The organism is Glaciimonas sp. OK215, from assembly GCF_057787885.1.
The window spans coordinates 1,803,418-1,822,180 of the sequence record NZ_CM173544.1 but is presented as its reverse complement, the minus strand read 5'-3'; the positions used below and the strand labels follow the sequence as shown (position 1 = coordinate 1,822,180).

The 18,763-nt window shown below is 56.9% G+C and carries 15 protein-coding genes; 3 read left to right on the top strand and 12 right to left on the bottom strand.

The window, feature by feature from the left end; genetic code table 11:
- Positions 1–50: 50 nt before the first annotated feature.
- The 7 genes from AC3CHX_RS08230 to AC3CHX_RS08200 form a co-directional block, all read right to left on the bottom strand.
- Positions 51–3,734 (bottom strand): transporter substrate-binding domain-containing protein, encoded by a 3,684-nt coding sequence (locus AC3CHX_RS08230; protein WP_488643556.1) that lies wholly within the window; start codon positions 3,732–3,734, stop codon positions 51–53.
- Complete coding sequence (locus AC3CHX_RS08225) at positions 3,731–4,366, bottom strand: response regulator (protein WP_488643555.1); 636 nt, start codon at positions 4,364–4,366, stop codon at positions 3,731–3,733. The genes AC3CHX_RS08230 and AC3CHX_RS08225 overlap by 4 nt, the downstream gene beginning before the upstream one ends.
- A gap of 633 nt (positions 4,367–4,999) precedes the next feature.
- Positions 5,000–5,986 carry a collagen-like triple helix repeat-containing protein gene (locus tag AC3CHX_RS08220; protein ID WP_488643554.1) on the bottom strand — a complete coding sequence of 329 codons (987 nt, stop codon included), beginning with the start codon at positions 5,984–5,986 and terminating at the stop codon, positions 5,000–5,002.
- 729 nt (positions 5,987–6,715) lie between these two features.
- Positions 6,716–7,165 (bottom strand): transposase, encoded by a 450-nt coding sequence (locus AC3CHX_RS08215; RefSeq protein WP_488643553.1) that lies wholly within the window; start codon positions 7,163–7,165, stop codon positions 6,716–6,718.
- Between the two features lie 401 nt (positions 7,166–7,566).
- Entirely contained in the window at positions 7,567–7,875 is a 309-nt protein-coding gene (locus AC3CHX_RS08210) for a hypothetical protein (protein WP_488643552.1), read from the bottom strand.
- A 234-nt stretch (positions 7,876–8,109) separates the two neighbouring features.
- Positions 8,110–8,679 carry a methyltransferase family protein gene (locus AC3CHX_RS08205; protein WP_488643551.1) on the bottom strand — a complete coding sequence of 190 codons (570 nt, stop codon included), beginning with the start codon at positions 8,677–8,679 and terminating at the stop codon, positions 8,110–8,112.
- A 51-nt stretch (positions 8,680–8,730) separates the two neighbouring features.
- On the bottom strand, positions 8,731–9,627 hold the full coding sequence (locus tag AC3CHX_RS08200; protein ID WP_488643550.1) for an alpha/beta fold hydrolase: 897 nt from the start codon (positions 9,625–9,627) through the stop codon (positions 8,731–8,733).
- Positions 9,628–10,083: 456 nt separating this feature from the next.
- Between AC3CHX_RS08200 and AC3CHX_RS08195 the strand changes: the two genes are divergently transcribed.
- Positions 10,084–11,319, top strand: a complete 1,236-nt coding sequence (locus AC3CHX_RS08195; protein ID WP_488643549.1) for a glycosyltransferase — start codon at positions 10,084–10,086, stop codon at positions 11,317–11,319.
- Between the two features lie 173 nt (positions 11,320–11,492).
- Here the strand turns inward: AC3CHX_RS08195 and AC3CHX_RS08190 are convergent, their stop codons facing one another.
- From AC3CHX_RS08190 to oxc, 4 genes are all read right to left on the bottom strand, one after another.
- On the bottom strand, positions 11,493–11,822 hold the full coding sequence (locus AC3CHX_RS08190) for a hypothetical protein (protein WP_488643548.1): 330 nt from the start codon (positions 11,820–11,822) through the stop codon (positions 11,493–11,495).
- A gap of 295 nt (positions 11,823–12,117) precedes the next feature.
- Positions 12,118–12,546: a PAS domain S-box protein gene (locus AC3CHX_RS08185; RefSeq protein ID WP_488643547.1), complete on the bottom strand. Its 429-nt coding sequence runs from the start codon at positions 12,544–12,546 to the stop codon at positions 12,118–12,120.
- 88 nt (positions 12,547–12,634) lie between these two features.
- A complete protein-coding gene (gene frc, locus AC3CHX_RS08180) occupies positions 12,635–13,885 on the bottom strand; it encodes a formyl-CoA transferase (RefSeq protein ID WP_488643533.1) in 1,251 nt (416 codons plus the stop codon).
- A 32-nt stretch (positions 13,886–13,917) separates the two neighbouring features.
- Complete coding sequence (oxc, locus tag AC3CHX_RS08175) at positions 13,918–15,648, bottom strand: oxalyl-CoA decarboxylase (protein WP_488643534.1); 1,731 nt, start codon at positions 15,646–15,648, stop codon at positions 13,918–13,920.
- Between the two features lie 480 nt (positions 15,649–16,128).
- Between oxc and AC3CHX_RS08170 the strand changes: the two genes are divergently transcribed.
- The gene (locus AC3CHX_RS08170; protein WP_488643546.1) at positions 16,129–16,299 is read left to right on the top strand and encodes a hypothetical protein; all 171 of its coding nucleotides are present in this window, start codon (positions 16,129–16,131) and stop codon (positions 16,297–16,299) included.
- A 101-nt stretch (positions 16,300–16,400) separates the two neighbouring features.
- Here the strand turns inward: AC3CHX_RS08170 and AC3CHX_RS08165 are convergent, their stop codons facing one another.
- Complete coding sequence (locus AC3CHX_RS08165) at positions 16,401–17,354, bottom strand: LysR family transcriptional regulator (RefSeq protein ID WP_488643545.1); 954 nt, start codon at positions 17,352–17,354, stop codon at positions 16,401–16,403.
- A gap of 287 nt (positions 17,355–17,641) precedes the next feature.
- On the opposite strand from AC3CHX_RS08165, the gene AC3CHX_RS08160 reads away from it, so the two are divergent.
- Positions 17,642–18,760, top strand: a complete 1,119-nt coding sequence (locus AC3CHX_RS08160) for a Re/Si-specific NAD(P)(+) transhydrogenase subunit alpha (RefSeq protein WP_488643544.1) — start codon at positions 17,642–17,644, stop codon at positions 18,758–18,760.
- Positions 18,761–18,763 lie beyond the last annotated feature (3 nt).

Below are 18,763 nucleotides of genomic sequence, written 5' to 3'. Positions count from 1 at the left end.
ACGCAGCTCCGGCAAAATCCCCGTATGCCGGAGCGCGCCGGCCGTCTTTCTTATTGCGGGAGCGTTCCTAGCAGTGACAATTCCTCGCTGAGTACGGCTTCAAGCTTGCGTATTTCCGTACACACCGCCTCTACCTTCTCAACTACGTCAACCTCATTTACCGGTTCATGACAAGCGCTTTCCAGCACAGTGCACGCGGCGATAAGTGAATCGGCCTTGGTGATCCGCGCGCCACCTTTCACTCTGTGCGCCACATCCAGAATGCCGCCCCATTCGGCATCCTGCAAATGGTGATTTATTTGGGAAAGATCCTGCTGATTGGATTTAATCATTTCTCGCAACAGGTCTTCGGCAATCGCCGCATTGCCACCCGTGAGCATGTCCAGCGTTTCCCTGTCGAATATTTTGGCGTCCGTTGCCAGCGCCAGGATTTTCCCGTCACCGTCAACGCTCGCCGGCGCACGGCTGGTATCCACCAGCGCCAGGCGATCGCGCAGCATCTCCAGGCCAATCGGTTTAAACAGACAGTCATTCATTCCGGCTTCCCGGCAACGCACAATCTCTTCGGCTTGTGCGTTGGCCGTAAAACCGAATATTGTGGATTGCGCGATTTCCGGATTGGCTTGTTCGGCTATGCGAATTTTCCGGGCCAACTCGTAGCCATTGACAATCGGCATATTGCAATCGGTGATAATCAAATCAAAAATGCCCGGAGTCCACAATTTCAAGGCCGTTTCGCCATCCTGAGCAACCGCGACTTCATGCCCGAGGAACTGCAGTTGCTGTGTGATAACCATGCGATTTGGTGCGTGATCGTCCACTACCAGCACACGCAACATCCTGAAATTCTTCAGGTCGTCAAATCCTGCAATCGCCGGGATTGCCACCACAGCGACAGGGTGCAGCACCGACACCGAAAACGTCACCAGAATCAGCGTCCCCAATCCCAGTTCGCTGGAAAGATGTAATTGCCCGCCCATCATTTCCACCAGCTTGCGACTGATCACCAGCCCCAATCCGGTTCCCGAACGTGCATTGCTTTTAGTTGTCTGCGCTTGAGAAAACGGGGAGAAAAGCTTTTCCTGGCTTGCCGGGCTGATGCCAATACCGCTATCCTCGACGCTGAATCGAACGAGAAGGCGTTCCGGCTCCAGCATGACGCCCTCCAGCCGAACGATGATCTGTCCCTGATCGGTAAATTTGATGGCGTTTCCTATCAAATTAAAAGCGATCTGCTTGAAGCGCTGAGGGTCGATCAGTACCTCGCCTTGAATCTGCGAATCGATTTGCAGGCGTAACTGCAAGCCCTTTTTCCGGGCCAGGCCGTCAAACACGCGCACCACCGACTCAATCAGTTCGCGGATATTTGAGCGTTGTGGAAACAGGTCGAGTTTGCCCGACTCTATCTTGGCGATATCCAGAATATCGCCGATCAGGTCCAGCAGAGCGTGCGCCGAACTATATGCGACCTCAATCGATGAACGTTCCCAACGCCCCTGATCGGCATATTTGAGCGCGAGTTCGAGCATGCCGATAATGGCGTTCATCGGAGTCCGTATTTCGTGGCTCATGGTTGCCAGGAACGTACTCTTCGCCTGGCTGGCTTCATCGGCCAGCTCCTTGGATTGCTGCAATTCCTGTACCAGGCGCTCCCGTTCCGTGATGTCAAGCCAGCCGCCGATAATCCCGACCAGATTCCCCGTGGAATCCTTGTAAGGCAAGATCCAGTGATAGATACGAAACACGCTGCCGCGCGCCTGGATCTCGTCATCCCGAAAAATCCTGCGGCCTGTTTGCATCGTTTCCTGATGCAGACGATGGTATTTTTCTTCGGACTCGCTGGTGCCGATGACTGCTTCTTGCAAGGTTTTGTCCATCACTTGCTGACGTTCCACACCAAAGAAATCCAGATACGCGCGATTGCATAAGATGAGTCTGCCATTGCTATCCCGCACATAAATCGGATTGGGAGTGCCGTCAATCAAGGCGTGCATGAACTCCAATTGATCGCCCAAGGCGCGTTCAGCGAGCTTGCGATGTGATATCTGACGGCGCAAATAGCCAACCCACACGACAAACCCGATGACAAGCAACAGCGCCACGCCGATAATCTGGTAAATATGGCTGCGGTAGGTGTTCCACGTATTGACAGTGACATCTGCATTGCTGCGCCATCGGCTAGCCAGCATCGCCAGTTCTTCCGGAGGGATGCTCAACAGCGCTTTATCGAGAATCGACAGCAACTCCGGCGCGCCATGACGCACGCCAAAGGCAATACGCGCAGGTACGTCCCCCACAACAGCGGCAATGTGCAGGTCGTTTCTAAAATTTCGATTAATGAAATAGTTTGCGCCAACCTGCGCAACAATTGCACCGTCGACGCTACCCCGAACCAGTTTCTCGAGGCCATCAACGGCATTGCCAACGAGTACCAGGCGAACACGGGGATATTTCTGACGTAACATGGATATCAGCTGATTGTCTCGTGGAAGCGCCAGCGAGCGATCTTTCATATCCTCCATGCTGGCAGGCGCGTTTTTGCCATTGCGCGCCACCAAAACAAAGGAATTGACCAGATAGGGGCGCGTAAAAGCAAGCCCATCCTGAGGCTCCTCACTGATGCTGAGCGCACCGACCAGATCCCCTTTTTCCTGCCGAACCTGCGTGACAATCTCTTCGGCTGAATGGATGCGCGACACTTCGAAATCCAGTCCGGTACGCAACCGGATCAGTCGCAATATGTCCGCAGTGATGCCCATAAACCTGCCTTCGTCATCGAAAAAGGTAATTGGCGCATATAGTCCGTTGACTAAAACATGGATTTTGCGATGCTGTTCCAGCCAATGCCGTTCACGCGGGGTAAGATCCAGTTTTGTATCTGACAGATACGCCACACTGCCCAAACTCCAGCGGCGTAAAATCAGGTGGCTTTCATCTTGCGGGATCGCGCCGAGCACAGTATTTATGCTCCGCAACAAATGCGCATCCTGCCTGCGCATCACAAAACTGAAGCCGCTACTTCCGAATGGGATGAAGTTCGACAACTGAAGGTTATTGAAGTAGCTTTTGGCAATCAGGTAATTTGCCGAGACAGCATCACCGAGAAATATATCGGCGTGGCCAAATGCCACTGCCGCAATGGCTTTCGGATAGCTTTGATAGACTTTCAGCTGCGCCTCGGGATAAAACTGATTGACCGCGTCCAGGGAGCGATAGTTGGCAACAATCGCCAAACGCAGACCGGCCCCTTGTACCACCTCGCGCCGCTCATCAATGCGGGTAACCAGTACCGGACGATCGGTTGTATAGGCAGAAGAAAGGACGAAACGGTTATCGTAGGTATCGGCATTGCTCGAGGTGCCTAACAGATCGATTTGCCCATTCGCCAAAGCATTCAACGCGGCCTGTTGTGTTGCAAAACGCCGCACGCTGACCTTGACCCCCATCATTTTGGCCAGGATCGCCATATAGTCTGCGGTGATGCCTTCATAGTCGCGGCCGCTGATGCTGATGTCGAAGGGCGGATAATCGGGAGCTGTCGCGCCGAGTACAAGTGCGCGTTTGCGCCCCAACCAGCGCCAGTCGTTTCCAGACAACTGAAAATCAAGATGTTCTATGGTGGAGCGACCAAGCAATTGCAGGGACTTTCCATCACCATCTTCCGCCCGGGTAGTGATCGCAAACAAGCTCAGTATCCCTAGCAACCCTAAATACCGGAAGAGGGAATACATCATTTCTCGTTGCCGACCCCGTTGCGTTTGGCGAATTCGATCAATTCGAGCAGCGAACTCATATTCAGCTTGAGCAACAACCGGGTTTTATAGGTACTCACCGTTTTTTCACTAATCAGCATGCGATCTGCGATGTCCTTGTTCAACATCCCTTGCGCCAGGCTTTGAAGCACCATTATTTCGCGGTTGGACAGGCTCGCCAGTTGTTCGGTTTCTTTAAACTCGCCGCGACCGAATCGGGGAGTCTGCACAGCAAGGTTGGGAAAATAGGTGTAGCCCGACATGACGGCCTTGGCAGCATCGATCAGTTCCATCAGATCGCCTTGCTTCCACACAAAACCGGCTGCACCGGCCATCTTGCAGCGGAAGGCAAAATGGAGCGGGCTATGGGAGGTAAGAACCAGCACACGCATCGGAATGTCGAGCGCCTTGAAACGTGCGATGACCTCCATCCCGTCAAGTTGAGGAAGGGTGAGATCCAGGACGATCAAATTGGGCATCAGTTTTCTGGCCAGACTCAATGCATCAATGCCATTGTTGGTTTCGGCAACCACGTCGTGCCCCTCACGCTCCAGCAACGTGCGCACCGCCAGCCGGATGACGGGATGGTCATCGACAATCAAAACTTTACCCATGCAGTACTCCAAAAATCTGTCTACAGAAATTTAACTTAAGCGCCTTTTCGCAACCTGGTCGCCCTGCCGTCCGGAAATCCCCTGAAGCCATTGCAAGGACCGGGATCAGATTGCATCAAAGCAGAATGCGGCCGCTGACCTGGCGGCCACAGGCGGAAACTTCTTCGGGGTCGGAATGATCGATAGTCCGTTCCTCGTGAAAATGACCATCAAATAAGCTTCGCTATAAATTTCCTTTGGCGTCCGGTCCATATGATCCAATACTTGGCCTTGGATAAGCATCGGAACTATCCCAAAAGAATGTAGGAAATTTCCTGTCGTTAAAATGAAAATACGTACCTCAATTAAAAATACTCTGGCAGCATTCACCGCAAGAAACGGGACAAATTGTGCGTGTAACGCCGCGCGTCATTCGTGCTGTGCACGGCACACCAGGCGCGTCACGGCAGCAGCTCAAAGTCTTGCGGGTATTCTGTTTCGGAGGTCGAATACCGCTGCGGTGAGAATCCTCGGTTGATAGGGATAGCCGGTTGAATTCCATAACGGCTCTGACATAATTCCCGTTGCGATGATGTGGCTCTCACGCAAAAAACCTTGGCGACACCCAAGGTTTTTTGCTCATGGAACAGCTGTTTATTTTGGTGGTGGGACACCCAGCAATGCATCGACCGCGCCTATGATTGGTTTCAGAACAGGTAAAGCAGGAGCGAGCGCTCCCTCGACGCCATTGAGCAGTCCCCCGACCGGCGTCAAAACAGGCGCCAAAGTTTTAGTCACAGGCGCCAAAGCGCCAGCCACAGGCGCCGCAATACCACCGACCAGTGCGCCGACAGGTTCCAAAACAGGGTCCAAAGGTTTAGTCACAGGCGCCAAAACATTAGCCACAGGCGTCAACACACCACTGGCCAGTCCTGCGACAGGCGCCAAAACCGGGGTCAAGACCGGTGCCAAGGCGCTGTCGAGCACTCCGGCCACCGGCGCGACCGCGCCACCAACCGCTTGCGTGATCGGCAAAATCGCCCCGGTTGTCAATCCGGCAGTCAAGCCCGAAGCCAATTGTGTGACGTCGCTGCCGAGACCCGTCACCAGACCGCCGACCACGCCTGTGACCGGTCCTAACGCAGCAAGCGGCCCGCTACTACCCAAGTCGGTCACCAGGTGGCCGACGCTCTGCACTGCATTGCCGGCCTGGCCCACCACCTGATCGACATTGGTTACCAGGCCACCGAGATCGCCTGCTACACCCCCGACACCGCCAGTAGTGCCGCCTGTTGCACCACCTGTTGTACCGCCTGTTGCGCCGCCGGTAACACCACCTGTTGCACCGCCGGTAGCACCGCCGGTAACACCACCTGTTGCACCGCCGGTAACACCACCGGTAACACCACCGGTAGCACCGCCTGTTGCACCACCTGTTGCACCGCCGGTAACACCACCGGTAGCACCGCCTGTTGCACCGCCGGCACCGCCACCTGCACCAGCAATAACGACGCCGGTTGCACCGCCGGTGCCGCCACCCAGCCTGCTGCCAAACGTACCGCCGCCGCCGGCACAACCAGTCAGCAATGCAGTCAACAACAACGATGCCGCGACCAGATTTCTGTTTTGTAATGCGCTCATAGTGATTTTCCTTTTTTGGGTAACTCGGTTTAGGGAATGTAAATAACAACTTGGTCTGGCTTTCTTTCGCAAAGAACATGCCAAGCGGTAATACCCCAAAAAAAGTGATGTCCCTTTTTTTAACGCCGATAGAAAATCAATTAATCCCCTTAAAAATCAAGCACTAACGGCATCCACATCGATCCAAATTCATTTGTTAAATTTCGTTAAATTGTGATTCGCACGTTACATGTAACGTAACGCCAGGGAACATCCCTCTTCCCGGCAGCCGAAATACACTCTCGCCCCGCGCACAAAATACGGCGGTCGAGCAACGATGAATGTTGCGGTTGGTCATGCAGTGACTTATTTGAGCAGCCCAGTCGAATACTCCGCTGGTGGCTATCCGCCGTGAAGGACGACCAGCGTCGCCACCGCGCTCGCCGTGACCGCCCCGGGTCGGCCACCGGCGTGGATTCAAGCGCTGTTAGTGGTCATGCAAACTGAGCTGTGGCGCTGGTTGGAGTGACATACGCGGGGGCCGACCATTTGTCCGGCCCCCGCCTGCAACAGGGATTGTGGCTCGTCGCGGCCTTGGTCGCGATCGGGATGATTGTCAAAGTGATGCAATGATGCACGATGGCGACTGCCCGGAACGTGTCGTGGCCAGCGATGTTGATCGTCAGCCAGTGTCCTGATTTTGCGGGGGAATCAAGCTATTGCGCGCTACATTTTATTTGTGCATTAAAACTACGGCATGACCAACCCGACCCAATGTAATGTCGATTCATCCAACGATAATGGCGAGCGCTTAACGGACTCGAGGCTTTTCGCCGCGTTTATTGTCGCGTTATAAATCATCTTTTTGGCTTTCCTTAGCGACCTTTGCTCGATACGTCGGGTATACAGATCGCCGTAGCTTACAACCTGCTCCAGCATCAGCCGCAATTCCTGATCTTCAAACTTGCTTTGTGCCAGTTGGCGCCAAAAATCGCATTCATTCCAGCGCCGGAAACGCATGTAGGCCGCATTCCATTTGCCGAACTGAACCGGTAGATTGCACCACGAGCCGTTATCCAACACAATCCAGAATACTGCTTCGATAAACAACCGATTGTTTTTGGCACTGACGCCAGGGTCGCTCTGTTTTCCGATCAGGAGTGGTTCCAGTTTTTGCCATTGATCATCCCGAAGTTTCATTCCATATCTCCGCATTTCCGCATGTCATTCATTTATCGTGAAGGAGGACTTACGCAAAACCGCCCCAGCAGCATTACGCCTCCTAGCCGTCCTTGCCGCACCATCCGTACTGTCTTCGTCGGCAGGTTTTGACAAACTCGTTGCCGGGACAATTTTGTGTAAGTCCTAATATAAAAAATATTTTCCGTATCAATCGCTCGTCCTGCGCTCGTCCTGTTTCACTGCCTATTCATCCGGGATTTTCCGGTGAACGGCTCCCGTACCATTCCAGGACGCGCCGTCCGGAGTGAGCATCGTGGGCATATGGAAATAATTTCCTTGGCAATGCATACGAGAAATAGGCCTTTTACTTTAGCTGTACCTCTTGCGACGGGATGTCAGAATTTTCCGAAAGTTCTTTATCAGGTGCGCGCCGTACGATGCCGTAGCCGACGCGCCCCGGGTTCACTAACTGATGGTCGACCGTGTATTGCATCGAACTGCAGCACTTTCCAAACCCAATAGTGCTGCTCCTCCTTCGCCATTCCCACGTAGTAATTTGGCATGGCGCCGCCATCTGCTTTCACGGCTGCAGGCTTCGGGCCTTGTTCGATGACGACGGCTTTGCGCAAGTCAATGACGCCGCCGTTAATGCTGGCTGCATATCCGCCGCCCAAAGCACCAGCCAGGAAAACCCCGCTGCACGCCACAACCAGTTTCCTTGCTTTCATACCTGCCCCCAGCGCCAATTAAGCCAACCCTGCCTCGCAGAACAAGCATCCGCTGACGCAGTCATGGCAAGGCGCGACAAAAATTTTCATCATAGAAATCGCCGGCAAGAATGTATGTCGGATAAATCCGGAAATAGCGGAGGAATATTCGACAAAACAGACTTCTATTGAGAATCTCTCCAAATGCCATAAGCCATTCCGTCGTCGGCCGGGCCGATCATGGCGTGCATCATCTCAGTAGATGCCGGGAATCAGCGCGGCGACCTCGCTCCGATAGCGCGTATACGGCTCGCCGAAATGCGCGGTGAGCCAGGTTTCCTCGACGCGTATCTTGTATGTCAGCGAGGCGAAGATCAGCGCGAAGCCGAGCGCGCCGCGCCACTCGCCGTTGATGATGGCCGACCCGGCAATCGCCAGCAGGCAACCCGAATACAGCGGGTGACGCACGAACGTGTACGGGCCGCTGCGCACGAGTTCGTGCCCTTCCTTGAGCGTGACCGGTACGCTCCAGTTCGTGCCCAGGCACCGCCGCGCCCAGGCCGAAAAGACGAGCCCGGCGACGATGAGCGCGAACCCGGCCGACTGAAGCGCCCCTAACGCGGATGCGTCGAACGCGAGTCCGGCGGCGCTCGGCGTGGGCAGGACCAGCAGTGCACATCCGCTGGACAGCAAGATCATCTGAAACCTGCGCGGGATCGATCCTTCTTCGCGCATCGTCTTTTTCACTTGCCTGGATTTGGCGGCCCAATAAGCGCTCCAGACGACCCACGGTGCAGCGATGGCGAGACTTGAAACAATGTTCATGGCAGATTTCCTGATTGATTTGTTGGGCAAATACGCATGGGCTGCCTCGTGTCAGGACATCGTCTGGAAGAGCGCGTCGGACGGCGCCGCAACGCACGTGACGTCGTTCGGGCGCGCCACGGCAGCCGGGCCGAAGAAGCCGAGGATTTCCGTCCGCACGTGGTTTAGCTGCTCGCGGCCTTCGAGATCGAGGAAGTGGCCGGCGTTCGGGATCGTCGCGAATTCGGTATTGGCAACGTACGCGGCGAGCTTCCGTACATCCGACGGGGTCGTGTACTCGTCGAGTTCGCCGTTGATGAATTTCAGCGAACAGCTGATCTGCGACATCTGGTTCAGATAGGTTTCCGGCTTGAGCGCCAGGATCTGATCGACGTGGAACGCGACCTGATGCTGTTCCTTCGGCGGCAGCGTCGTCAGATACCGGTAGTTACAGAATTTCATGATGCGCGGCAGGTGCTTCCCCACCGTGCTGTTGAGCAACTGTGCCGCCTTCAGGTTTTCACCCGCGGCGATGAAGTCGCGCGCTTGCGTGACGTAGTCGACCATCGCGTCGTTCAGGAACGGCGAGAACGATGCGATCAGCGCCCGCCGGATGCTGGTCCGCTCGCGCGACAGCGCGAGTAGCGACGCGACCCCGCCCCACGAAACCGACAACAGAAGCGCCGGCCGGAACATCCGGATCAGGTGCAGCAGTATCTCGACTTCGTCGTCCTTGGTCAGCATGAACGCGTGTTCGTTGTGCGGCTTCGACTGCCCCGCGTACGGCAGGTCGAAGCAGATCGTGTTGTAGCGCTCGCTCAGATATTTGATCGTCGGACCAAACGACGCGGTGGTCGCCAGCGCGCCGTTGATGAGGATCACGGTCTCGAAGCCGTCATCGAATATTTGCTGCTCGACATAAATTTTGAGGCCGTTCGGCAGCGGGACGATCAGTTTTATGGTTGGCATGGTTTTGCTCTCTGTAGTTGGCACACGGGCCGATACTTTCCATAGAGCAAAACGTGTGCCCGATATTCTCTGCGGCTTCCGCGCGCTTCAAGCCTCTGATTGTTAAGGCGTTTTCCGCAACCAACCGGTTCAGGGAGGGCTAATTGTTACGCGCCGGGAAGGCGAATGTTACGTAACGCGTAACGCGGGCGCTCGGGTGTTTCGGCCATGTGTTGGTCGCCCTGCGGCAGCCGGATGCCGCGCCGATTCACGCTGCGTACAACGACACATCGACGATTTCTCCGGCGTGTATAATCCGCCGCTATTCCGAACCGGACCGCGTTGCGACCGGCCCGATCAGCCTGCCTGTCAGGCGCGGAATGTCTAATCTTCAGGCTCGGTCAAGCGTAACCTGGCGTGCCAATCCTGAGTCCGGCGCAATCGCGTCCCACCTACCTTAAGAGCTAAAGTCACGCTATGAATATCGTTATCATCAACGACGGCACAATGGGAGACATGCATCCATTTTTCAGCTTGGGACGCGTGTTGGCCGAGCGAGGTCACACGATCGTGTTTTGTACGAATGACGTATATCGGACGGCGGCCGAGAAGCTGGGTTTCCGCTTCGTCACCACCGGCACGGCGCAGGAATACGAGGCGATCGTTTCCAATCCAAACATGTGGAATTCGAAAAAGGCGCGCGTCATGGCGTGGAAGACCGTTGTCGTGCCGCGCCTGCGCCCGTTGTTTAACATCCTGCTGCGCGAGGTGGACGACAACACGGTGATTCTTTGCGGTTCGTTTACTGCGGCCGTCGCCAGAGCGGTACAGGAAAAGCATGACATTCCGCTAGTCACCACGGTGTTGGCGCCATCCGTGCTGTTTTCCGCGAAGCGTCCTCCCAAGGGCTCGCCGATTCCCTCCTGGCTGCCATATCCGGCGCGGGTGGCGGTCCTGCGCGGCCTCGACATGGTGATCGACAGCGTCATGGCGCCGGACCTGAACCGGTTTCGTGGCGAGATCGGCCTGCCGTCGGCATCGAATCTTCGCCGTGGTTTTTTCTCGCCGCAGGGCACCCTCGGATTGTTCCCCGAATGGTTCGTACAACGACCAAGCGACTGGCCGGCAGCGCTGACGCTGACCGGGTTTCCACTGTTCGACGAAGGCGCGCACGCGACCGATCCGGTACTCGAAGAATTCCTGTCCTCCGGACCGGCGCCGGTGGTGTTTACCGCAGGCACGGGGATGCGGCATGCGCATGCTTTCTTCGCGGCCGCACAGCAGCTATTGCACCGTCTCGGCCGACGCGGCGTGTTCTTGAGCAAATCGGCGCAGCAGATTCCCGCCGATCTGCCGCCGCAGATTCTTTACCGCGACTATGCGCCGATGAGCACGCTGCTGCCGCGCAGCGCGGCGCTGGTGCACCACGGCGGCATCGGCACCGCAGCGCAGGCGCTGGCCGCCGGCATTCCGCAACTGGTGGTGCCGTTTGCCTACGATCAGTTCGATAATGCCGAACGCCTGCGTCAGCTTGGCTGCGGCGCGAGCGTGAAGACCCTGACCGCTCAGAATCCGGCGCAACGCAAGCTCCGGCATCTGCTGGAAAGTGCGACCGTTCATGATGCTTGCAAGCACTATCAGGCGCTGATCGAACCCGGCCGCATCGCCGCAACCCGCGCCGTGGAGTTGGTCGAACGGGCCGGCCGCGCCTGACCGGCGCACGTCGTTGCAGTTGGAAAAACCGGGAGGAAAAAAATCGGCATGCGTGGCAAAAAATCCCCCGGAAGCAAAAAAAGCGCTCCTTTTTACGGGAGCGTTTTTCTGTATCGATGCCTTAATATCCGCATGAAAACCATGCCGGCATTCACATCAACATATAAGCGGCTTTAATGCAATTGCCTTTTGAGGTCGGCAAGTTCGCTGTGCGCATGTTCTACAGCGGTTTTCACCTTGGCGCTCAGCCCAACGGCGCCTTGCAGCGCCAGTTCGGCGCGCCCGCCGATTTTTTCAAGATCGTCCACGCAACGAAGGATGCTCTTGTCATCGCGCGAATTGAAAATCCGCTTGGCCTTGGTCGTGTGTTGTTCCCACAGCATGACGCAATCTTTCAAATTTTGCGGCAGTTGCGCGTCGGCCGCCTGGCAGGCAGTTGCGGCGTCTTCGATATCGCGTTCGATAAGGCCGAAGCGCCGCTTGATTTCACTGTGTTGTAGCATGATATGTCTCCTTTTTCAGCTGTTAACTCTGTGAAAAACATGCTCTTTCAGACCACAAAATTGGTCTCGACAAATACTGGTTGACAAGATTTTTTCGCAGTCTATTTCTTTGAAAGACGCAAGTAACCGAAGTTCCAGGGAGATTGGGAAAATTTACATATGCTTAACTAAAGAGAATTGAATTTTTTCCATCGTGCGCGCGCTAACGTTTACGGCAGCGACCACCCTCCCCCGAAAATTCTTGGCAGAACGGCAATCGTCCGAAGCCCCGGTATTACCGAATGCGCAATCTTGTTTAAACAACCCTGGCTTCCAGTTCTGCCAGGCGTTTGCGCAAGTTGCGTTCTTCGGAGAAACGCGCGGTTTCATCGCGAATAATCGCGACAATCGCCGTCACCGTTTGCTCTGCCGAATACAGGATGGCCACCGTAAACGCGATGGACAAGGCGTGCCCTTCCTTATGCAGCGCCGGCACCCGCAACACATCGTGACCGTAACGGGTCTGCCCGGTCTGCATGGTCTTGTGATAGCCATCCCAGTGGCGCTGACGCTGGCGCTGCGGAATAATCAGATCGAGCGACTGGCCCAGCGCCTCGCTTGCTGCAAAGCCGAACATGCGCTCGGCCGCCGGGTTCCACAGCGTGATGGCGCCGCCGGCGTCACAGACGACGATCGCATCGCCGACTGCCTCTACGAGTTGCTTGAAATCAGTTTCCGAGCGCATGTGGCCTACTCCTTATCCTTGAAGACTGGGGAGCGACGTTCAGAAGCCCGTGCAGGCCCCCGAACGCCGCCGATACAAGACCGGTGTCTTAAACCGCCTGTGCCAAATGCAAAGCGGCCACCTGCTCCGGATTGTAGCCCAGGCTCGCCAGCACTTCGTCGGTATGCTCGCCCAGCAATGGCGAGCCGGTGATTTCGACCGTGGTATCCGAGAACTTGATCGGGCTGCCGACGGTCAGGTATTTGCCGCGGGCCTTGTGATCGACCTCGGTAATGGTCCCGCTGGCGCGCAGCGACGGATCGGCGGCGATTTCCTTCATCGACATCACCGGCGAGCAGGGAATGTCGAATTTGCGCAAGATATCCACCGCTTCGAACTTGGTTTTATCCTTGAGCCAGCGTTCGATCACCGCAAAGATATCGAAGATCTTGTCCTGCCGCGCCGCCGCCGTGTTGTAGGCCTTGTCCTCGATCCATTCTTCCTTTCCCAGCGCCTTGCAGATCGGCGCCCAGGCATGGCCCTGGATGGTGAAATAGATATACGCGTTCGGATCGGTTTCCCAGCCCTTGCACTTGAGCACCCAGCCCGGCTGGCCGCCGCCGCCGGCATTCCCGCCGCGCGGCACGACGTCGGTGAATTTGCCATGCGGATATTGCGGATACTCCTCCAGGTAACCGATCCGGTCCAGCCGTTGCTGGTCGCGCAACTTGACGCGGCACAGGTTCAGGACGCTGTCCTGCATCGAGACCGCCACCTTCTGGCCCTTGCCGGTTTTTTCCCGGCCGATCAAGGCCGTCAGAATGCCGATCGCCAGGTGCATGCCGGTATTGGTGTCGCCGAGCGCGGCGGCACTTACCGTCGGCGGACCATCCCAGAAACCGGTGGTGGACGCCGCGCCGCCGGCGCATTGCGCGACGTTTTCGTAGACCTTCAGGTCTTCGTAATGGTGGCCGTCGCTAAAACCCTTGACCGAGGCGACGATCATCTTCGGATTGAGTGCGTTGATGCGTTCCCAGGTGAAGCCCATGCGGTCCAATGCGCCCGGCCCGAAGTTCTCGACCAGGACGTCGGATTCCTTGATCAGCTTTTCCAGGACTTCCTTGCCCTCGGGCTTCTTGGTGTCCAGCGTCAGCGATTTTTTATTGCTGTTCAACATCGTGAAATACAGCGCATCGACATCCGGAATGTCACGCAACTGACTGCGCGTGACGTCGCCCGAGCCGGGGCGTTCGACCTTGATGACGTCGGCGCCGAACCAGGCCAGCAGCTGGGTGCAGGCGGGGCCGGCTTGCACGTGGGTGAAATCGATAATCTTGATTCCGTCTAGTGGCTTGCTCATGATGGATAATTTCCTTTATGACGTTAAATGGCTTATTTCTTGGTCGCGCTGCTTTGCGGATTCAGATTGGTCAGGCGGCCGCTCTCGGTGCCCGCTGCTTCGTCGATGACGGCGTTGATGAGCGCCGGTTTGCCTGCCGCGATCGCTGCGGTCAAGGCCTGCGTCATTTCAGCCGGCGTGGTGACGTGGTAACCGATGCCGCCGAAGGCTTCGATCATCTTGTCGTAGCGCGCGCCCTTGACGAACACGGTCGGGGCGACGTCTTTGCCGCCGGTCGGGTTGACGTCGGTGCCGCGGTAGACGCCGTTGTTGTTGAAGATCACGGAGACGATCGGCAGCTCGTAGCGGCAGATGGTCTCGAGTTCCATGCCGGAAAAGCCGAAGGCGCTGTCGCCTTCGATGGCCACCACCGGCAGGCCGCTGGTGACCGCCGCGCCGATGGCATAGCCCATGCCGATGCCCATGATGCCCCAGGTGCCGGAGTCGAAGCGTTTGCGCGGCTGGTACATGTCGATGATGCTGCGGGCGTAATCGAGGGTGTTGGCGCCTTCGTTGACGACGTTGATGTCCGGGCGGGTCTTGAGCACGTCGCGGATCGCGCGCAGGGCGCTGTGGAAGTTCATCGGCGACGGATTCTGGTCGAGGGTGGCCGCCATCTTCGCCAGGTTTTTCTGTTTGCGTTGGGCGATCGCGCCGGTCCATTCGACGCCGGGCTTGCTGAAACCGGCATCGATGCCGGCCAGCAGCGCCGCTACGCAGGAGCCGATGTCGCCGATCACGGGTGCTGCGATCGCCACGTTGCTGTCGATTTCGGTGGGCGAGATGTCGATCTGGATGAATTGTTTCGGTGCACCCCAGGTTTTACCCTTGCCGTGGGCCAGCAGCCAGTTCAGGCGGGCGCCGATCAGCACCACGACGTCGGCTTCGGCCAACACGAAGGAGCGGGCGGCGGCGGCCGATTGCGCATGCGTGTCGGGCAGCAGGCCTTTGGCCATCGACATCGGCAGATACGGGATGCCGGTTTGTTCGATCAACGCACGGATGTCGGCGTCGGCCTGGGCGTAGGCCGCGCCTTTGCCGAGCAGGATCAGCGGACGCTTGGCGCCTTTCAGCAGGTCGAGCGCACGCTGGACCGATTCCGGCGCCGGGAGTTGACGCGGTACCGGGTCGACCACGCGCACCAGCGATTGTTTGCCGCGTGCGGCGTCGAGCGACTGCGCCAGCAATTGCGCCGGCAGGTCCAGATAGACGCCGCCGGGACGGCCGGACACGGCCGCACGAATCGCGCGCGCAATGCCGATGCCGATATCTTCGGCCTTGTTGATGCGGTAGGCGGCTTTGGCGTACGGCTTGGCCGCATTCAGTTGATCCATTTCTTCGTAATCGCCTTGTTGCAGGTCGACGATTTCGCGTTCGCTGGAGCCGCTGATGAGGATCATCGGGAAGCAGTTGACGGTGGCATTGGCCAGCGCTGTCAGGCCGTTCAGGAAGCCGGGGGCGGACACGGTCAGGCAAATCCCCGGCTTTTGCGTCATGTAGCCGGCGATGGCCGCCGCATTGCCGGCGTGTTGTTCGTGCCGGAAGCCGATGAAGCGCATTCCTTCGGCCTGGGCCAGGCGCGCCAGGTCCGTGATCGGAATGCCGACCAGGCCGAAGATGGTGTCGATGTCGTTGTGTTTCAGGGCGTCGATGACCAGGTGGAAGCCGTCGGTCAGGGCGCCTGTGGGGGTCTGGAATTCTTCTGGTTGCAGGTCGTTTTTCATGATGAAATCTTTTTCTCCGTTTGATTTCGGTAAAGGTTGTACAACGCGGCTGGCAGAATCGGACCGGACGCCGGCGGCGGCCTACGGTAGATTTTTAGCGCCCCTTCAACATCTGCTGCATGTGCTTTTATGCATTCCTATTCAAGTGGACCCATCATAGCGAGCCGCCCCTGCGGCGCTCATTGACCGCGGTCAATTTTCGACGTTTTAGGTAACGTCATCTTTGTGTGATTTTGAAAGGTGAACGCGCGTGAAATCACCGCCGCATCTGAAGTTGGCGGGCGCCGGAAGGGTGTATTTCTGCTGTATCAGGGCGTGCAGGAGATGGAGCGGCAGGCAGTGCAAGCGTAATGTCAGTGCCAGACGCCATTCACAAACGCTATATCACGTATCAGACATCATGATTAGACGTCGCTGTCTCAGCACTTCTATACTTTTTTCAGGGAAAAATTCAATTTAATTTAATCAGGAGTGCACGCCATGTCTACATTGACCACAAATGCTTCAATCAAAACGAATACGGATAAAGCGCCTTTGACTTTGCGTGTAGCTTCACTCATTGCTGTGTTGTTTGCCGTCAATCTACGTGAATCGCTCGATGCGGCAACCGCTGGCGATAAATCGGACGCGGCCTTTACCTGGGGCATGTAAACACGCTGAGTTGCTTGCAGGCTACTTTGTTGCGAAATGGCATCCGCCCAGTCTTATCCTGAGCGTGCAGATGTAATGCTCAGGATGATCCATACACCGGATTATTTCCTGGCTTTCGCGCGCTTTTCCGGCTGCGGATCAATTCCGACGATCTGTTGAATCAACGCCGCGCCGTCGCTCATCAGGAATTTCTTGAAGGCCTCCGCTACCGGCGGCAGGCGCTTGTTTTTGCGATGGACGACATACCAGCTCAGCATCAGCGGAAAATCCTGCACGTCGAGAACCGCCAGGCTTCCCGCCTTCACTTCCAGACCGATGGTGTGGGCTGACAGGAAGCTGATTCCCATGCCTGCAATAACCGCCTGTTTGATGGTTTCCGTGCTCTTGATTTCCATCGCGATGTTGAGGTGATCGAGATTGGCGCCAAAGCCGTCTTCCATCGAATGCCAGGTGTCCGAGCCCTTTTCCCGCACCACAAATTGTTCGCGCATCAGAACGCTCATCGGGATGCGCTTTTTCTGCGCGAGAGGATGGCTGGGCGCAGCCACGATGACATACGGGTGAGGAGCGAATGCCTCATTGATCGTATCCATGTCGGTCGGCGGACGTACCATGATCGCCAGATCGGTCATATTTTCCGCGAGCTGGTGCAGCAGTTCCTCGCGATTATGGACCGTAAAGTTGAGCGTGACGCCTTCATGGCAGCTGGCAAATTGCACCAGAAGCCGCGGGAAAAAATAATCGCCGGCGCTAATCACGGCGACGTTCAACTTGCCTCCCGAGACACCCTTGAACTGTGCCATCGCTTCCTCGGCCGACTGGAACTGCTGGATGATCACGCGACTGTAGCCCAGCAGTTCAGCGCCGGCCGGTGTCAGATAAATCTTTTTACCTAGCTGCTCAAACAAGGATAGCCCGGCATGGTCTTCAAGTTTCTTGACTTGGGTCGATACCGCAGGCTGCGTCAGATGCAATTCCTCTGCGGCGCGTGAAAAGCTTAGCAGGCGGGCTACCGTTTCAAACACTTTTAACTGGCGCAGCGTGGCGTTTTTCATGTTGGGGGTCGTTGTATGTATAAGCAATGAGTAATCATTATAATTAAAAACTTTAACTATCACTGATAGTTCTTTGAATCTACGATGTGCCTCAGCTAGGAGCCTGTCGGACTTAGGGAGAATCGGCTGCAAAAGCGCCTGAGCGGTCCACACTTCCGCAAAATCTGTCCGCGCTCAGCCACTTTTTCGCTTCGATTCCCTAAGTCCGACAGGCTCCTGGTGCAGATACGGGATGGCAGCGACCATGCCCGTAGCACTCAGAAAAATGAATATCCGGGAAAAATATAATGCGAATCGGTATTACGCTGGAAACGCGGCCGGGAGAAACCCGGGTCGCGGCGACTCCGGAAACGGTCAAAAAGCTGGTGGCGGCAAAGCATCAGGTCGTGGTGCAGGCTGGCGCCGGCATCTTATCGAGTATTCCCGACGACGCCTACGCGGCAGCAGGTGCCACGATCGGTTCCGCCGCCGACGCCTTCGCTGCGGCGACGGTCCTGAAAGTGCGCGCACCGGGCGCGGAAGAATACGCGCTGCTCAGCAGCGGCACGGTCGTGGTCGGCATGCTGAATCCTTTCGATGCCGAGAATATTGCATTGATGGCAAGTCACGGGCTGACCGCGTTCGCCCTCGAAGCCGCGCCCCGCACCTCGCGCGCGCAATCGATGGACGTGCTGTCGTCGCAAGCGAATATCGCCGGTTACAAGGCGGTGCTGATGGCGGCGAATACCTACCAGCGCTTCATGCCGATGCTGATGACCGCCGCCGGGACCGTCAAGGCGGCACGGATGCTGATCATGGGTGCCGGTGTTGCCGGGTTGCAGGCGATCGCCACGGCCAAGCGGCTGGGAGCGGTGATCGAAGCCTCGGATGTGCGGCCGGCGGTCAAGGAGCAGATCGAATCGCTGGGCGCCAAATTCCTCGACGTGCCGTTCATTACCGACGAAGAGCGTGAAATCGCGCAAGGCGTCGGCGGCTACGCGCGCCAGATGCCGGCCGACTGGATGCGGCGTCAGGCCGAACTGGTGCATGAGCGTGCCAGGCAGGCCGACATCATCATCACCACGGCGCTGATTCCGGGCCGCAGGGCGCCGGTCCTGATCAGCGAAGAGACCGTCAAGGCCATGAAGCCGGGTTCGGTGATCCTCGACATGGCGGTCGATCAGGGCGGCAATTGCCCGTTGTCCGAAGCGGGCAAGACCGTCATCAAACATGGCGTGCACATCATCGGCGAAGGCAATCTGGCCGCATTGGTGGCGGCCGACGCCTCGGCGCTGTATGCCCGCAATGTGCTGGATTTCCTGAAGCTGATCGTCAATCCGGAAGGCGGATTGATGATGAATCTTGAAGACGATATCGTTGCCGCCACCTTGCTGTGCCACGGCAGCGAAGTGCTGCGCAAACCATAAACA

Excerpts from the sequence above, each read along its gene's own strand:
- AC3CHX_RS08165 (WP_488643545.1), bottom strand. The coding sequence starts at position 17,354 with ATGAAAAACGCCACGCTGCGCCAGTTAAAAGTGTTTGAAACGGTAGCC.
- AC3CHX_RS08170 (WP_488643546.1), top strand. The coding sequence starts at position 16,129 with ATGTCTACATTGACCACAAATGCTTCAATCAAAACGAATACGGATAAA.
- AC3CHX_RS08195 (WP_488643549.1), top strand. The coding sequence starts at position 10,084 with ATGAATATCGTTATCATCAACGACGGCACAATGGGAGACATGCATCCA.
- AC3CHX_RS08200 (WP_488643550.1), bottom strand. The coding sequence starts at position 9,627 with ATGCCAACCATAAAACTGATCGTCCCGCTGCCGAACGGCCTCAAAATT.
- AC3CHX_RS08185 (WP_488643547.1), bottom strand. The coding sequence starts at position 12,546 with ATGCGCTCGGAAACTGATTTCAAGCAACTCGTAGAGGCAGTCGGCGAT.
- AC3CHX_RS08160 (WP_488643544.1), top strand. The coding sequence starts at position 17,642 with ATGCGAATCGGTATTACGCTGGAAACGCGGCCGGGAGAAACCCGGGTC.
- frc (WP_488643533.1), bottom strand. The coding sequence starts at position 13,885 with ATGAGCAAGCCACTAGACGGAATCAAGATTATCGATTTCACCCACGTG.
- AC3CHX_RS08220 (WP_488643554.1), bottom strand. The coding sequence starts at position 5,986 with ATGAGCGCATTACAAAACAGAAATCTGGTCGCGGCATCGTTGTTGTTG.
- AC3CHX_RS08215 (WP_488643553.1), bottom strand. The coding sequence starts at position 7,165 with ATGAAACTTCGGGATGATCAATGGCAAAAACTGGAACCACTCCTGATC.
- oxc (WP_488643534.1), bottom strand. The coding sequence starts at position 15,648 with ATGAAAAACGACCTGCAACCAGAAGAATTCCAGACCCCCACAGGCGCC.
- AC3CHX_RS08190 (WP_488643548.1), bottom strand. The coding sequence starts at position 11,822 with ATGCTACAACACAGTGAAATCAAGCGGCGCTTCGGCCTTATCGAACGC.
- AC3CHX_RS08225 (WP_488643555.1), bottom strand. The coding sequence starts at position 4,366 with ATGGGTAAAGTTTTGATTGTCGATGACCATCCCGTCATCCGGCTGGCG.
- AC3CHX_RS08210 (WP_488643552.1), bottom strand. The coding sequence starts at position 7,875 with ATGAAAGCAAGGAAACTGGTTGTGGCGTGCAGCGGGGTTTTCCTGGCT.
- AC3CHX_RS08230 (WP_488643556.1), bottom strand. The coding sequence starts at position 3,734 with ATGATGTATTCCCTCTTCCGGTATTTAGGGTTGCTAGGGATACTGAGC.
- AC3CHX_RS08205 (WP_488643551.1), bottom strand. The coding sequence starts at position 8,679 with ATGAACATTGTTTCAAGTCTCGCCATCGCTGCACCGTGGGTCGTCTGG.